Raw genomic sequence first — 14,562 nt, forward strand, 5'->3', positions numbered from 1 at the left:
ATCTGCGAGTTACTGCTGACATCTCACACCAACGAGTGAATGTCCCCGAAGGGGGTCTCTGCCTGCTGAAATGCTGCTTCGCCGGGCCAGACCGCCTCTGACGAACCCGCGCGTACTCCACTAGGGAGCACCTGGCCGTCCGGCAGCACGATGACCGTCCTCGCAGTGCTGCGGCCCGTATACGTTGCGGAAAGGGCCTGGTAGATAACACCCAGGTGCCCTCGGGGCGAGCCGGCGGTGCGCCCATCCGGCAAGGTCCGAAGCCGTGCGACAGGGTCCGCGTAGGTGACCACCCCCCGCACCCCGTGGCCCGCGGCAAGACGCAGAGCCGCAGCGACCGTGAAACTCTCCCCGTTGCTCGCCACCGAGGGGGACAGGCACACCCTCGACATTTCCAACGCCTCCGTATAAGGCTCCAGCGACGGGAAAACCCTGGTCAGAGCCCGGCGGCTCATCGGAACACCCAGGACCACGACACCCACCAGCAGGTGGCCGTCGACCGCTTGGCCGTCGTCGCCCCCTGCTGCCTCGAGGTCCACCAGCCCAAACCGGTGGACCGCCGGCGGCCACCCCGACAGGTAGTGGTTCGCCTGGATGTACTCCCGGGCGGGCGCCTCCGCCAGCTCGACCACCTCGTAGCGGCGCCGGTCAAAGCCGCCCTGCGACGTGTGCACCCACGTCGGTACACCGCCGCTCCACCGCTGAGCCCAGCCCTCGGCGCCGCCGGCAGCCATGGCTTCCCACCGCGCCGGAGCGGGCCCGAGCGGCGCGCTCACCGCTCCTGCCCGGCTTCGGCCCGCGCGGCGAGACGGATCTGGGAGAGGCGTTGCTTCATCTCCCCGATCCCGCCGGCTCCGGCGAGCGGCGCCTCAAGGCCCGGCCAGGACTGCCGGGCGAGGGCCACGTACTTGCTGCCGGCCAGTACCGTCACCTCCGCCGACTCGATGCCGCGTTCCCGGACCTGCGCCTGCACGAAGTCCGCGCTGACGCTGCCGGGGTCGCCCACGGTGATGTCGTACGGGTCGATCTCCGTGGTCAGGTCCAGAAGCCCGTGGGCGGCGGAAAGGATGTACTGGCGGCCGCCGTCCTGAAGCAGGGCTTTGGCCGTCTCCCGGCAGGAGCCGTGGAAGGTGCCGACGTACATCGCACCGGCGGTCACGCGGCGGTCCTGCTTGGCCTTTCCGCAGCCTACGATAACGATCCGGAACCTGCCCGCGCCCTCGGCGCGGGCCCGCTGCCAGCCGGCCTCGGTCAGAGCGCCGCCCCAGACGTCCAGCTGGTCCCGCGTCGCCTCCTGCCCACGAAGGATGTCGCGGCTCTGGTCCAGGCCGACGTAGCCGGCATCGGCGAGGGACGCCAGGGTCCGGAGGTTGACGGACTTGGGCAGCAGCCCGAGAGGGTCCTTGGCCCCGGCGAGGAGGGCGCTGCGCTGGGCGGGGGTGATGCGGGGTGTGGAGGTTCCGGCCGTACGAGGCCGGTCCGGGGCACCTGGCGAAAGGGACGTGCCCGCAAAGCTGTTGTGGGTGTGGTCGGTGGTCATCATGTTCCTCGTGAGGGGGGCGGCGCCGGCTGGGTGTCGGCCCAGCGGGCGGGCAGGGTGGTGTCGCCGTCTTCCTCGCGGCGTTGGTCTTCCAGGTCCGCGGCGCGGACGCGTCCGATGTGCCACTGCTCGGCGGTGTGGCCGCTCGGCCGGCGGCACCGCTGTCGGGGCGCGGCTTTGCACGTGGGGCAGGTCAGGGACGCCGGGCAGGTGTCGCCGATGTCCGCGCCGTCGCAGAAGGCGCAGGGCCGGACCGTGGCCGGCAGTGCGCGCCCGGCGACGTCGACGAGGAGACCGGCTGCGCGCCAGGCGCGTTCCTCCGCTCTCGTCGACGGCGGCCCGAAGCTCTGGCGGTTCACGCCCCGCATGCCTCGGCTGCCGGGGCCGCGCGTACGAAGGTCTCGCCCTCGGGCCAGATCGCGATGATCTTGTGGTGGGACAGGAACTCCCGTGCGACCGGGCCCGGCTCCATGGTGAACAGCAGCGCACGGTGGGCGGGGGAGAAGAGCCGCTCGCAGTCGCTGATCACCCCGTACGCGGTGACGAGCGCGCGATAGTGGGAGCGGTGGCAGGCCATCACCAGTTCTCCGGCGGTCGCGTCGAAGAGGTCGGTGGACGCCAGAGCGGGATCCGTGACGACGCGGTGCCGCAGGACACGGTGTCCCTTGGCCGTCAGGTGGAAGAGATAGGCGGTCAGGACCGCGTCCTCCGAGCGGTCCGCCTCCCCGTCGTTGGCCCGGCCGGGCTGGGGCCGGGCGGGATCGGAAGGAGCGAGGAAGACGACGTGCGGGCGGTCGGTGGTCATGGTGTGGGGCGCTTCCGGATTCGGGCGAGGGTGCGGCCCGGTGACGGGACGGTCGGGGGCCGTATCCGTTGCGGTGGTGTGAGGGAACGAGGGGATCCCGGGGCGCGCCGCGGGCGAGCAGGCCGGAACCGGCCGGGGACATCGCGGAGTGCTCTGCAGACGCCGGGTGGCGGGCGGAGTGGCGGCGACGGCGCCTCGCCGGGATCCGGAAGTGAAACGCGGCGGCCCGGGGGCCCGTCTCGGGCGGCGCCCAGCATGCGGTGCTGCCCTGGCTGCGAGGGACGGGCGCTACTCCAGCGCGCGCCTGCGGGCCGGAGGCGGCAGCAGCGGCGACATGACGTGCCCGGCCTGCCCCGGGCTGGTGGCGGGCAGACCGCGGTCGTCAGCTTCGATCAATGCTCGGCGACGCCTGCTAGGGCAGCGGCGCCCAGTCGAGCTTCGAGTACCGTCGGCCGAGCTCGAACGCCGAGTACGTGACCGGACGCCGGTCCTTCTCGTGGACCGTGACGACGATTCCGTCCGGAGAATCGTCGAGCCCATCGACCCAGACGTACTGGAAGTACCCGCCGGCCGCGCTGTAGTGCATGAGGCGGTCCCCAGGGGCGACGGGGGCTTGGACCGTGCCGCCGGTGTACCGCTTGTAGGGCACGAGGACCCTTGGGACCCCTTCCGGCACGGCCAGGGCCCGATCGGTCAGCATGTCGCTCACATGCTCCCTGATCAGCTCGTAAAGGCTCCGGGGCGGCGGGTTCTCCGCTGCCGAGTGACACGAAGGCCAGCCGCAGCCCTTCGTCGTCCTGGGCGGGCGGGCGCTTGCGGCTGTCAGCGAGGGCGAGGACGTCTTCGGCGTACCGGTGGGCCAGACGTCCGCGGTGCAGCTGGGCGGTGGCGGGGGAGTTCGCGGCAACGCATGCGGGGCAGGACAGCGGGGCGTCGGTGACGCGCGCTGGATCGAGCTTCTCGTAGTGGTGGACGACCGAGTACCGGCCCGCGTCGCAGGCCACGTCAATCAGGAAGCCGGTGTGGCTGTTGAGCAGGCCCTCGTGAACGGCGCCGTCGTGGCCGGTGATGTTCTTGTGTTCCATTTCGTCTCGACCGCCCCAAGGGGCAGCGTCCTCGCCTTCGGTGTGTACGTGGTGGCTGGCGGCCTGTGGTCCGGCGGCACGGGCGCGGTGCTCGCGGCGGCACCGCGCCCGTGCCGCCTGGCTCACTTGCTCAGGTAGAAGGTCACCCCGCGGCAAACGAACCGGATTGGCCCCGTCGCGTTGATGATCAGCTGGTACGCCTCCTGCTCGGAGACCGAGCCCGGCTCCGTCACGATCTCGTCGAACCGGGTCTGGCCCTGGAGGTAGCGGACCAGCTCGTACTTGGCGACCGGCCCGTCGAGCGGGATCGTCGACCCCATCGGGGGGTGGAAACCGGTCAGGCCGCGCCCGATCCATCCGGCCGCGAGCTGGACCGGCGCGGGGAAGGGAACGCGGTGCGCCAGGTGCCGGGCGACGGCCTCGTGGGCACGCTGGTCCCACATTCCGTCCCAGACGTCGCTCGCGTTCCTGGCCTCCTCGTCGTACGCCGCCAGGGCTCGGCGCATGTTGAGGTACGCGTTGCCGTCGCGGAAGTGCCGGGACGTGGACCAGTTGCCATCCGCGTCGAAGCCGTCGTCCATCGACTGCCCGTCGTGCTGGCGGCCGACGATCCAGTGCCCCGTGGACTCGTCAACACCGAGCCACACGCCCTCGAAGGAGCCGCGCCACTCGCGCCGCGCCTGGTGGACCACGGTCCAACCCTGGTGCTGCCCGCCGGTCTTGATGCGCATGCGTGTCTCCTGGCCTGTCTCGTCGGTAGGGAAAGGCGGGGCGCTCAAGCCGGGAGGCGAGCGCCACCAACACGGATGACAGTACACATAGAACTATGAATAAGCAACGTTGCTTGTTGTGTTCTCCGGAGCCGGGTCACGCCTGCGGTAAGCCGGAGTCCATCAGGACCGGGCTGGAGAACTCCCCTTCTCCGAAGCACTGCTGGGGGCCGGCCGCAGCGCGGGGAAGGCGTCGGCCAGGACATCCTCGGCGAGGAGAGCTGGCGAGCACGAATAGGCGAGCGTCTCCTGCCCGTCGCCCGACTGCACGACGGCCAGATCCGCTTGCCGATCTGCGACTTGATGCAGGGCGCGGCGGAGGTCGGCGGTGCCGGTGAGAAGGAGTCGGCCTGGCCCGAGGGGGTCGGAGGCGAGCCGGGCCAGGCTGATGGAGCCGGCCACAGGGCCTGCGGTCCGGGCCGCGAAGTCCAGACTCGCGTATGCCTGAACGGGCGCGGGGCAGTGGCGGCCGGCCGTGCGCAGCAGCGCCACGAGGTGGCTTCGGTCGGCTGTGCGGTCGGCGGGAGGCTCGGAATCGAGCAGGTGGAGGGTGCGGAAAGGGCTGGAGAGCTCGTCCTCGATGTTCGCGGCGGTGTGGTCGCCGGGAGCGTACATGGTTACCAGGCAGGCGATGTCCGAGGCGAGTACCGACGAGGCCGGGGTCCTGTGCCCGGCCGCTTCGGCGGCGGCCGCCAGGCGCCCCTGCGTCTCCGCGCGGTTGGACCGGCTGAGCGGGGAGTATCCGAAGAGATACCGCCAGCTGGGCACGTGGCACTGCTCGGCGCTCACCAACCACCAGTGCAGTAGCCACAGGCTGCTGTCGAGTTCAAGGTAGGGATCGGCGCCGGTCTCGTCTTCAAGGAGCCAGCGGGCGCGGTCGGTGGGGACCAGGTCCTGACCGTTGCGGGCGGCCAGCCCGAAGGCCTGGGACCAGAAGGCCATGGAAGGGACCATGCTCTTGCCGACGCCGAGCACGACGGTCGCGTCGGGGCGGCGCAGGGCGGCTGGGTCCTGGAGCAGGGCGTCGTAGACCTTGCGCAGCCACCCGTAGCGCGGTGGATAGCCGCGGTGCCGGCCGAAGGCTGGCAGGCAACCGGTCATGGCGGTGCGGTTCGACACGGGGGGTCCTTTGCTCAGTCGAGGGAGAGGGGGCTGCGGTCGGAGAGGGTGAGCCGGGCGACGAGACGAGCGAGGGGGTGGGCCCAGTCGGCCGGGGCGTCGCAGATGAGGAACTCCTCGCTCCAGGTGGTGCCGTCACCGATGAGCGGTCGACTGGTCAGCCGGACCTGCCTCGCGCCGGCTGCGGCGGAAGAGAGGTCGAGTTCGTAGGACCGGGCCTCGGTGTCGATGTACCAGGAGAGATCGCCCTCGGCGTCGGGGCATCCGCAGGACAGCGTGTACACACGGGTACGACTGGGAGCGGGCAGGACGACGCGCAGCGCCCGGGCTACGCCCTGGGTTTCGCTGTGGTCGTGGGTTTCCGTCACGGTTCCTCCTCCGAGCCCGGCCCACGGGGTTGTGGGACGGGCGGAGCGGCTACCTGCTGGCCGTAAGGGCGTCCAGCAGCTGGTTGGTGGTGCGGGTGGCGATCGCGAAGCCGATCAGCTTTTTGACGTCGTCGCAGTGACGGGCCATGTCGCGCGCCTGAGCGAGGGTTTCCTCGGCCAGGTCGGGCTGCGCGAGAACGTCTCCACAGCCGACGAACGCACGGGGGCCCAGTTCCCAGACGAGGGTGTTGACGGCGGCTCCGGCGGCGGCCAGGGGGTCGAGTTCAAGCATGACCCAGCCGCGTTCCGCCGGGTCCTCTCCGTCGCGGCGCAGGTCCTGTGCGGCGGAGCGGAAGAGTCCTCCGGTGCCGGCGGTCGGCTCGAGCGCCCACTCGCCGCGTTGACGGGGTCGCTTTCCTGTGCTGCCTTCGGCCAGCACGTTGGCCATCAGATCGCTGATGTCGGGCGGTGTGTGGTACTCGCCGAGGCTGCGCCGGGAGTGGTGGTGGCGCAGGCTCGTGATGACCCAGGACATGAGGTCGGTCCGGGACCGCTCGGCGGGGTCGGTGTCTCCCGTGTGCTGAAGGACTCCGTGGCGCAGCGCGGCACGGGCCACGGCGCGTACGCCCGCGAGGTGGGTGTCGTGTAGGTCCTCCCTGGTCCAGTCGAACAGCGGGCGGGCAGCGGTCCACAGGTCGGGGCGAAGGCCCCAGTAGAAGTTGGCGCTATCGGCCAGGCCTCGGACCAGCACGCGCGAGGGCTGCGCGGCGATGTATGCGGCGATCGTGTCGGCGGCCTCGGCACCGGGGGACTTCTGGGGCCACAGGGCGAGGGCAGCGACGACCCCTGCGGGGATGTCGAGCCGACTGCCGCCGGCGGCGGCGTGCCAGGCCTCGGCGACCGCTTCACCGAGGACGGAGCCGGGGCTACGGCTGATGGAGATCGGGGGGCAGTCGGTCGTACCGGCGTGCCGGGCGCAGCTCGGATCGGTGCACTTGCGTGCCCCGTGGGTGAGCACCTGGTCGATGGCCTCGGTCACGAGGTTGGCAGTGGAATCAGCGGACATGAGGGTTCCAGGGCATGGGTGGGGTGTTGTGGTCAGGAAAGGAAGCCGAGGCCGGGGCCGCGAGCGGAAGGCGTCGTTCGCGGCCCTCGGACCTGCACGTTGGGGTGACGGATGCAGTTCGAGCGGCACCCGGCTCTTTCAGAGGATTCCGCGGCAGGCCAGGTCGGGTTCGCACAGGGAGCACGTCCCGCACGGAGCGCGCTCGGTGCACCCCGGCTGCCGGAGGGTGTCGGCCTCGGCGTTTTCGCGACGGATGAACTTGGGCCATTCGCGCTCGTACAGGAACTCACCGGCCCACTCCCGGGACTGGAACCCGGGGATGCGCGAAGCGTCGTTGGCCGCGTCCGGCTGGGCGACCCACGTGGTGGTGCCGTCCGAGAGGGTGTGTTCCCACACGTAGCCGTACATGGTGGAGTGGTCGGCCTTGCTCACTACGAGGAACCCGCGGGTGTAGTCGTCGTGGGCGGCCTGGAAGTCGATGTGCTGGGCGAGGCCGGGCAGCATGATCACGTCTCCGAGGGCGGTTGCGGAATAACCTGCCGCGCCCGGAGCCCACCGCCTCTCGGCGTACGGGACCGGCGTGGGTTCCGGTGGAGGGAACCCGGGCGCGGCGGCCAGACAGGTCAGGAGTTGCGCGGTGCGGTGGACGCGGCGTACCTCACGCACGCGGGCATGGAGCCACGCAGATCGGGGCCGCGGCCCCTGCGCCTTCCGGGAGCCCGAATCCCGCACTTGAGACGCTCTCGACCGTCGTCGAGCTGCCTCAACACCGTGTTGGCGCAACCTCCGCAGACGGCGGGCAGGTTGTCGAGATCGGCACCGAGGAGCGGCATCCGGGTCGCGGGATGCTCACCGCGGTCGAGGTACATCCGTATCGAGCCGCGGGGAGGGTATTCCGTGTCCGTGGAGGAGATCAGAGGCGTGGTCATGGTGAAAGTCCTTCCTGACGGGATCGTTCGTGGGACGGCGGCACCGCGGGCTGCGGCGCCAGGGCGGTGTCCGGCTACTTGGCCTTGCGCTGGTCGACCCGGTGGGCCTGGGATGCCGCGCGCATGACGTCGTCGAAGTCGAGACCGAGGTTCTGGGCATAGGCGCGCAGATCGTTGAGCAGCACGTGCAGCGCCTTCGAGAAGGTGGGGTAGGGGTCGTCCGCCATGTGCACGCGGAGGGCGGCGGCGGCGTCGCTGGCGTGCACGTACACGTCGAAGAGGTGGTCCCCGGCAGCGGAGTCGTCCGTGTTGTGGATCGGGGCGACGGACGGGTCGAGGTTCGGCATGGCGGCCAGGGACCGTTCGTCGAGCCGCGCCTTCGCGTCGCCGTCGAGGCAGCGTTCGACGTCGGCGCGCATGTGACTGGCCAGGTGCAACAAGTCGGTGGTGACGTCCACCAGGGTCAGCCAGACGTCGGCCCAGCCCCTCCGGTAGGCGAGAAGGGCGGCGTCTACCTCTACCTCGTGGACGACAGCAAGCATGGAGCACTCCAGAGCAGTAAGGGGGTTGTGCTGCGTGGCCTCGGAGGCCGCCAGCGATGCAATCAATCTACACACTGAAACACGAATACGCAACATCGTGGTGTAAACGCGCCCGCGGCCAGCCTCGGGACGGTGGCCCGGGCAATCACCTGCCCGGGCCCACCAACCGAGTTCCCATGTGTGCAGCGCACCGACCGGGGCGCCGGAGCCTTCCTACTCGCCGGCGCCCCTGCGCGCCCGCCGCTCGGTCGGCGGCTGCCGACGGGGCATCGTGCCGACGAAGACCAGGAGCGCCCCCAGTGCCACCCCAGCCGCGATGATCGCGCCGACAAGGCTCGCGGGCTCCAGTACCCACACGCTCACCAGGGCGACGACCGCACTCGGTAGGCCCCATCGGAGCGACCAACGACCCCACGGGCTGCGGCTCTTGCCGTCGACATCCGGCATCAGTTCCTCCTTGGTTGTGGATGCCCGGCCGACACCTGCATCCGTACGTGAATTCTGTGGCCCGGGAGGGCAGGCATCCCGGGCCGTGATCGGGTCAGGCGCGAAACTGTGCCCCGTCGAAGTACGCGCCACGGGCCATCCGGGTGTTGGGAAGGATGCCCGAGACGACCGGGGAGGTGAGGCCAGGGACGTCCGCGAAGGTCGTGTACCGGTCCAGGGGCCGGGCGGCCACCCGGGTGTCGCCCCACCGGTGCCCGACCGCGTTCAGGGGGCCGAGGGACACGTTCAGGTCGTCCATGATCGAGAAGCCGAGTCCCTGGTAGTAGCTTTCCAGCCCAGGGAAGCAGTTCAGCGTCAGCAACCCGTAGCCGGCGCGCGTGAAGCGACGTACGGAATGCCGGACGAGTTCGGACCCGACGCCTCGCCCGCGCTGCTCGGGGGCCACGGCAACCGCGGTGATCATCGCGATGCGTTCCGCCAGAAGGTGCGCCAGCGCCACGTCGACGCCGGGATGGCCGAAGAGCCACAGCGGGGGACCTGCGAGGAGGGCCCCGAGCGTCTCGCCTTCATTGCTTTCGGCCACGACCATCAGGGCCCGGAAGTGGGAGAGGGGTCCTTCTTGAGGCAGAGACAGGTTCGGCCGGACGTCCTCGAACGCGTCGGGATCGTCGGGGTTCACGTCGGCGAGGAGCCGCATGACGGCGTCGGCGTCAGCGGGGGCCGCGTCGCGGAGGGTGACGCCGGGCAGGCGGGTGCGGGTGGTACCCATGGAGGCTCCTGGGGTAATGCGAGGCGCAGCACGTCGCCTCTGCGGTGGTGGAAGAAAAGAGCGGCCGGAGGGGGCCTCAACGGCAGGCTTGGCGACGGTGGACCGTGGGCGGGAGTCAGACCCAGGGACCGGGCCGACCGGAGCCTAGGGAGCTGCCAGGGCGGCCCCGAGCACTGTGCCGAGAGACGTCAGTAGATGTGGCGGCCGTCAGGGACGGTACGGCCGATCAAGCGCCAGGGCGGCCCGTCGTTCAGGACGCCCATCGGGCATCGGTCCGGCTGATGTGTCGACAGGTCGGCCTCGATGGCCGTGTACCAGTGCCGCGTGAGTGGACACCGCGTCCCGCGTTCGCATCCCGGCCGGGCCGCGACGAATACGTGGTAGACGTCCGACGACGTGGGGAGTGACCGGCGGAAACCTTCAGAGATGTGCTTGCCGTAGGCCGACGGGCTCTCGCTCCGGTACCGCCCCCACACCTGTGTGCCGTAGACGAACTGGGTCTGGCCGTCGCGGTCGAGCCGCCAGCGCAGCGAGGAGCCGTAGCGCGGGTCGTCGGGGTCTGATTCGTCTGCGCCCGCGGGCACCGCTCCGGTCATGTCGAGGACGGTCTGGTCGGTCCCGGTGAATGCCTGGGGCACGGCCAGCGCCCAGTAGGAAGTGGCGCTCTCCTGCCACCGGTACGGCCTCCGCCGCTCGTTCTGCGTCCCGGCCTTGCGGCGCTTTATGAGCGGCTTGTTCCGCTTCATCAGTATCAGTCCCCTGGATGCGCTGAGACGGCGCGACGTCTGGAGCGGCGCTCGTCAAGTGGGTTGATGTGGCGGGGAGTTGGCCCGACCCGAGAATCACAGTACACAGGGAAATGCGAATACGCAACATCTCATGGAGTGGGTTCCCCGCTGAGCCGGGCGAAGTCCGCACCCGCTTGGAACCGGTCCCAGGCCAGCCGACTGTCGACCGCGTCCTCGATCGCTCTCCAGACAAGCCCTCGCGCGGGGTCCTCGGGAACGTGGGGCTCTCCGCCGTTGCCCCGGATCACCGTGACCGTTTCGCCGACCGGCGGCCGGGCCCGGTGCACGAGGATGCAGGTGGGTGTTCCGTGCCCCGGGATGTAGGCGCCGGAGGTGTCGATGATCCAGCGCGCGTCGAAGCGAGGAAGGAACTCGGTGACGTATCGCCTGCCGAACTCCCTTTTCATGAACGAGTTCGCGGTCAGCTGCGCCACGAAGCCTCCCGGGGCGGCCAGGTACTCGAGCATCAGCGCGGTGAAGGGAAGGGCCAGCGAGTACTTGCCGGCCGCCACCTGCGGGTACGCGGCGCGGACCTGGTCGCGGACGGCGGAGTCTTTCGGGGTGATGTATGGCGGGTTGGCCACGCACGCGTGGTAGGCGCCGGCTGCCAGCAGGGGCTCGGTGCGGTCCAGCAGGGAGTCGGCGGCGGCCACGTTGACGGGCCACGACGCCGGGACGCGGTCCAGGCCCACGCCGAGGACGTGCGCGGAGCACGCCAGGAGCCGGTAGGCGGTCAGTGCGGCGGCGTACGCGTCGAGGTCCACACCAGACACCGCGGCGAGCGCCCGCTCGACGGCCCGTGGCCCGTGCCCGACCGGGCTGGGCCGGCGGCCGTGCACCGGCGGGACGCGGACCATGTGGAATGCAGCCACGGCGAGGTGCCCGGTCCCGCAGGCGGGGTCGATCATCCGGACGTCGGCCGGCCCCCATTCCTCCATGGCCGGCTCCAGCGACAGGCGCAGCAGGAGACGGGCGACCCAGGGCGGCGTCTGACACAGGGCGCGCCCCTTGCGGGCCTCCTCGGATAGCAACTGGTAGGCGTCGCCCAGCGCGTAGCCGTCCACGCGACGCTCGTCTTCGAGGGCAGGGTGCCGGTCCCAGAACTCCTCGACGGCGGCCCAGGCCGCAGCGCCGAGCGGCTGCTCCCACAGGGGCAGTACCGCCGGATCGGCGAGCGGGGCCAGGGCAGGGTGGCAGTTCGCGAGGTTCTCCAGGGACTTCAGCAGGCCGTCCGGGCCCGGTGGGCGGTCGTCGGCCGGGGCCAGGCCGTGGTCGTAGGCGTGGCGGACGAGGGCCGCGGCGTGGATCCACAGGGCGGCCGTGTGCCGCTCTCCGGTGTCGCGTGCGACCGTGGCGGTGAGCCTGTCGTAGGAAGCCGGGGACAGGGTGCGGGTGGTCATCTCTCCTCGCAAGGGTGGGGTTACTGGTCGGTGGTCATCGAGGCCCACACCCCGGCGAAACCGGGGCGGGCCTTGTCCTGCACGCCGGCCGGGGCGGTCACGTAGAAGTCCTCGACCGTGCCGTACGTCTTGGAGTCCGGGCGGACGCGAGTGCGGACACGGTCGATGCCGACGCCGTGGGCTGTCGTGGAGTGCTCGACCGGGCGGTCCAGGGCCGTGGCGGCGTTGTGCAGGAAGGCGCCCACTTCGGTGCGGCTGCCGGTGCGGACGGTCTCCACGGACCGGTAGACAGTGCCCTTGATGCCGCTGTCGCGGCACTCGGGCTTGGCGCAATGGTCACCGTGAGCGGTCTTGCACTCGGGCCGGCGGCCGGGGGTGTAGGCACGCCGCAGCCGGTAGACCGCCCACGTCTCCTCGTCCAGCCGGGCGTTGAACCGGCCGAGCGCCTCGGCATTCTGGTTGTCGGTGACCCGCCTGAACAGAGTGTCGTCCTTGTAGAGGGACATGTTGTCGTTCAGGGCCATCGCCAGGTACGCCAGGCGTAGCACGCGCGCCGCGAGGTCGGGGTACTTCCGCAGCCGCTTCAGGTGGTCCGGCTGGGGCGAGCAGACCCCGGAGAACGGGCATACCGGACAATATGACTTGGTCATGTCAATTCCAAGGCGGTCCTTCACGTAGCCCTGCACGTCCTGGCGAGCCCAGCCGAGCCTGAGCAGCGGGTAGTCCAGGGCGAAGGTCTCGTAGCCCGCCGTCTGGTTGCGCTCGGCCTGGAATTTGTTGGCCTTGACCGCGCGCTTGTGCTCGTCGGCGTTGTAACCGAAGAGCTTGCCGACGGTCTGCCCGCCCGACCGCTGGAGCTGGAGGCGGTCGATCGGGAAGGCCTTGTGCTTCTGGCTGCATACGTGACCGCCGGCGTACTGGGGGACCGTGCCGTTCTCCTCCATCTCGTCCATGAGCGTCCACGGGCCCTTGCTGAACACCTTGCCGGGGTTCGTGGTGTCGGAGAGGACTTCGACACCTGCCGAGTCCGGACGCCCGGCCCGTGCGACCTGCGTGTACCGGATGCCTTTGTCCCGGAGCAGCGGGAGAACGTGGTTCTCGACGTCGGCGATCGTGTCGGGAAACTCGAACCCGGTCATCGCCGTCACGATCGAGAAGTCTGAGAAGTCCTCGGCGATCCCGAAGGCGGTTGGATCGTCGATGATCGCCAGGACCAGGGCCGTCGAGTCGACGCCAAGACCGAAGTTGAGCGACTTGTGCTTCGTCGCGCGGAAGGATTGCAGAGCCTCTGCGGAGGCAACCTCGGCCGGAGCCGGCCCGCCGGACGACGTGGTGGGACCGGCCTCGTCGAGGTCGGGATCGAACAGGGTGAGGGAAGTCATGGGCGCGTACCTGCGGGGATCAGGGCGGGTGCGGCCGGGAAGGGCCGCACCCGCCGGGGGAGCGGGGGATCAGGACTGGGGTTTGGCGGCGCGTGCGGCCTCGACGCCCGCGGGGGTGAGGAAGGGCCGGTGCTTCGGGCCGCTGCGGCCGTCGTCGCCGTCGGTGAGCTGCGGGACACCGTCGGCGTCGCGATACTCGACGAGGCGGAGGCGGGCGAGGGCGGCGGCAGTGGGCCAGCTGACCTCCCGCAGCGCGCTGCCCTCGTCGGCGGAGTCGATGGCCGCCAGCTGGGAGTCGTTCAGGATCGCCCGCCGCCCGGCGCCGGTGATGACGTACGGTCCGACGCCCTGCTCCTGCGCCACTTCCGCCGGGAGCCGGTAGCCGTCGGCGTCGTTGCGGTAGACCAGCCCATCGTCCAGGTAGACCTGGAGCGTCGTGCGGCTGCCGTGCGACGTGAGGTGCCCCGACGGATGGACGCATGCGGCGCGGAGGTGCCTGGGCGTCGGCGGGTAGGCCTTGATGGTCATCGCGGCCCCTCCAGCGCGAGAGTCGGCGCCGGGGCGAGAGCTGCCGCCTGCGCACCGATCGCCATCGCCTTGACCTGGCGTCCGCAGCCGGGGCGCTCGCACCGCTCCGTCGCCCGCGGGTTCGGCCACTGGCAGTCCGGACAGCTCCACATCAGCCCCGCTGAGACCGCCACCGAGAAGATCAGATCCCGCTGCTCCGGGTCGGCAGCGTCCAGGAGCTGCTCCAGCACGGGGGGACGCGGGGCGTAGTGGTTGCTGTCGTCGAAGACGACGGTGTCCTCGATGACGACGCGCAGCGGTACGGACCCGTCCGGCCTGACGACATGCTCGGGATCGGCGCTGTCGGTGTGGACCGAGACCCGTACGACGCCGTCCTCGGCGTCCACGTAGCCGAAGACGAGCACCCCGGCCACCTCGATGCACGACGGTCCGTCGTCATCGGCAGCGTAGAAGACGGCGCCGCGGTTGAGGCCTTCGGCCGTCACAGCGTTGGGGAAGGCGAAGTCCAAGGGAACGATCCGAGAGCGCTGCGACCGTCCCAGCTCCTCGGCATACAGCTCGAAGCCCTGATCGGGTACCGCGTCGCCGTCGGTTCCGTAGTAGAGGTCGATCGCCTCGGCGTCGTCGGCCGGAGGCTCATCGGGTACGTCACCCTGGCCGCCCACGTTGTCCCAGCTGCTGCGCACGTGGGTGGCGAGCTCGGCAAGGGCAGCGCCCTTCGTGGCGTACGGCGCCGTGGTGTCCTCGTGGCGGGTCCAGAGGCGCAGCATCCAGACCTGTTCACCGGGGCGAGGCCCCAGGAAGGCGGAGACGGCCGGGGACCTACGACCGGAGCTCTCGGCGACGATCTCGGCGTGAACGCGCTGGGCGAGCTCACGGTACTGCGGGGGAAGTTCGGCGGCGGCCGGGGAGTGGGCCAGGGCGCCGGCGATGCGTACCAGGCTTTCGATGTCGGAGGGGCGGAAACGTTCAGCGAGCATGGTCATCCTCGTGGGTGGCCCGGCGGGCACGGGCGCGCCCGCCG

The 14,562-nt window shown here is 70.7% G+C and carries 19 protein-coding genes; all 19 read right to left on the reverse strand.

Going from position 1 to position 14,562, the window contains the following annotated elements:
* Positions 1-23: 23 nt before the first annotated feature.
* On the reverse strand, positions 24-776 hold the full coding sequence (locus PZB75_RS31620) for a hypothetical protein (protein WP_275539127.1): 753 nt from the start codon (positions 774-776) through the stop codon (positions 24-26).
* Positions 773-1,540, reverse strand: a complete 768-nt coding sequence (locus PZB75_RS31625) for a DUF6884 domain-containing protein (RefSeq protein ID WP_275539128.1) — start codon at positions 1,538-1,540, stop codon at positions 773-775. The genes PZB75_RS31620 and PZB75_RS31625 overlap by 4 nt, the downstream gene beginning before the upstream one ends.
* Entirely contained in the window at positions 1,540-1,899 is a 360-nt protein-coding gene (locus PZB75_RS31630; protein WP_275539129.1) for a hypothetical protein, read from the reverse strand. The genes PZB75_RS31625 and PZB75_RS31630 overlap by 1 nt, the downstream gene beginning before the upstream one ends.
* Positions 1,896-2,345 (reverse strand): hypothetical protein, encoded by a 450-nt coding sequence (locus PZB75_RS31635; RefSeq protein WP_275539130.1) that lies wholly within the window; start codon positions 2,343-2,345, stop codon positions 1,896-1,898. Before PZB75_RS31635 ends, PZB75_RS31630 begins: the two co-directional genes overlap by 4 nt.
* A gap of 412 nt (positions 2,346-2,757) precedes the next feature.
* On the reverse strand, positions 2,758-3,054 hold the full coding sequence (locus tag PZB75_RS31640) for a hypothetical protein (protein WP_275539131.1): 297 nt from the start codon (positions 3,052-3,054) through the stop codon (positions 2,758-2,760).
* Positions 3,055-3,552: 498 nt separating this feature from the next.
* Positions 3,553-4,161 (reverse strand): hypothetical protein, encoded by a 609-nt coding sequence (locus tag PZB75_RS31645; protein WP_275539132.1) that lies wholly within the window; start codon positions 4,159-4,161, stop codon positions 3,553-3,555.
* 162 nt (positions 4,162-4,323) lie between these two features.
* Positions 4,324-5,319 carry a DUF4007 family protein gene (locus PZB75_RS31650; protein WP_275539133.1) on the reverse strand — a complete coding sequence of 332 codons (996 nt, stop codon included), beginning with the start codon at positions 5,317-5,319 and terminating at the stop codon, positions 4,324-4,326.
* A 14-nt stretch (positions 5,320-5,333) separates the two neighbouring features.
* Positions 5,334-5,687, reverse strand: a complete 354-nt coding sequence (locus PZB75_RS31655) for a hypothetical protein (protein ID WP_275539134.1) — start codon at positions 5,685-5,687, stop codon at positions 5,334-5,336.
* A 49-nt stretch (positions 5,688-5,736) separates the two neighbouring features.
* Positions 5,737-6,753 carry an N-6 DNA methylase gene (locus tag PZB75_RS31660; RefSeq protein WP_275539135.1) on the reverse strand — a complete coding sequence of 339 codons (1,017 nt, stop codon included), beginning with the start codon at positions 6,751-6,753 and terminating at the stop codon, positions 5,737-5,739.
* Between the two features lie 138 nt (positions 6,754-6,891).
* On the reverse strand, positions 6,892-7,257 hold the full coding sequence (locus PZB75_RS31665; RefSeq protein WP_275539194.1) for a hypothetical protein: 366 nt from the start codon (positions 7,255-7,257) through the stop codon (positions 6,892-6,894).
* Between the two features lie 119 nt (positions 7,258-7,376).
* Positions 7,377-7,682 (reverse strand): hypothetical protein, encoded by a 306-nt coding sequence (locus PZB75_RS31670; RefSeq protein ID WP_275539136.1) that lies wholly within the window; start codon positions 7,680-7,682, stop codon positions 7,377-7,379.
* A gap of 74 nt (positions 7,683-7,756) precedes the next feature.
* On the reverse strand, positions 7,757-8,290 hold the full coding sequence (locus PZB75_RS31675; RefSeq protein ID WP_275539137.1) for a hypothetical protein: 534 nt from the start codon (positions 8,288-8,290) through the stop codon (positions 7,757-7,759).
* A 147-nt stretch (positions 8,291-8,437) separates the two neighbouring features.
* Positions 8,438-8,671, reverse strand: a complete 234-nt coding sequence (locus tag PZB75_RS31680; RefSeq protein WP_275539138.1) for a hypothetical protein — start codon at positions 8,669-8,671, stop codon at positions 8,438-8,440.
* Between the two features lie 94 nt (positions 8,672-8,765).
* On the reverse strand, positions 8,766-9,440 hold the full coding sequence (locus PZB75_RS31685; protein WP_275539139.1) for a GNAT family N-acetyltransferase: 675 nt from the start codon (positions 9,438-9,440) through the stop codon (positions 8,766-8,768).
* A gap of 188 nt (positions 9,441-9,628) precedes the next feature.
* Positions 9,629-10,186 carry a hypothetical protein gene (locus tag PZB75_RS31690; RefSeq protein WP_275539140.1) on the reverse strand — a complete coding sequence of 186 codons (558 nt, stop codon included), beginning with the start codon at positions 10,184-10,186 and terminating at the stop codon, positions 9,629-9,631.
* Positions 10,187-10,317: 131 nt separating this feature from the next.
* Positions 10,318-11,628 (reverse strand): DNA methylase, encoded by a 1,311-nt coding sequence (locus PZB75_RS31695; protein ID WP_275539141.1) that lies wholly within the window; start codon positions 11,626-11,628, stop codon positions 10,318-10,320.
* Between the two features lie 20 nt (positions 11,629-11,648).
* Positions 11,649-13,010, reverse strand: coding sequence for a hypothetical protein (locus PZB75_RS31700; RefSeq protein WP_275539142.1), 1,362 nt, complete (start codon positions 13,008-13,010; stop codon positions 11,649-11,651).
* A 69-nt stretch (positions 13,011-13,079) separates the two neighbouring features.
* On the reverse strand, positions 13,080-13,538 hold the full coding sequence (locus PZB75_RS31705; RefSeq protein WP_275539143.1) for a hypothetical protein: 459 nt from the start codon (positions 13,536-13,538) through the stop codon (positions 13,080-13,082).
* Positions 13,535-14,518, reverse strand: coding sequence for a hypothetical protein (locus PZB75_RS31710; RefSeq protein WP_275539144.1), 984 nt, complete (start codon positions 14,516-14,518; stop codon positions 13,535-13,537). The genes PZB75_RS31705 and PZB75_RS31710 overlap by 4 nt, the downstream gene beginning before the upstream one ends.
* Positions 14,519-14,562: the final 44 nt, after the last annotated feature.

The sequence above is a fragment of the Streptomyces sp. AM 4-1-1 genome, assembly GCF_029167625.1.
GTDB lineage: Bacteria > Actinomycetota > Actinomycetes > Streptomycetales > Streptomycetaceae > Streptomyces.